Origin of the sequence: Psychroserpens luteolus, from assembly GCF_021032705.1 — a bacterium.
In the GTDB taxonomy this organism is placed as follows: Bacteria; Bacteroidota; Bacteroidia; order Flavobacteriales; family Flavobacteriaceae; genus Psychroserpens; species Psychroserpens luteolus.
Genome location: NZ_JAHVXI010000040.1, coordinates 1 through 355, shown reverse-complemented (window position 1 = coordinate 355; position 355 = coordinate 1). Strand labels below are relative to the sequence as shown.

Below are 355 nucleotides of genomic sequence, written 5' to 3'. Positions count from 1 at the left end.
ACCGCGCCCGTTCCACGTTCAAAATCTTGCCTTTCAGCGGCAGGATCGCCTGCGTCTGCCGGTCTCGGCCCGTCTGCGCGGACCCGCCAGCGGAATCCCCCTCCACCAAAAACACTTCGGTCTTCGAGGGGTCCTTCTCCGAACAATCCTTCAACTTGCCCGCCAGAAAATTCACGTCCAACGCCGTCTTGCGCCGCGTCAGCTCGCGGGCCTTGCGCGCCGCTTCGCGGGCATGCGCGGCTTCGATAATCTTGGTGACGATGATGCGGGCTTCGTTCGGGTTCTCCTCGAACCACTCCGCCAGCTTCTCGTTCATCAGGCTCTCGACCGCGGGACGCACTTCGGAGGACACCAG

General features: G+C 63.1%; 1 pseudogene. It reads right to left on the bottom strand.

Annotated elements, in window-relative coordinates:
* A pseudogene (locus KWG70_RS17745) lies at nucleotides 1–355 on the bottom strand (DNA topoisomerase IV subunit B); the annotation flags it as partial.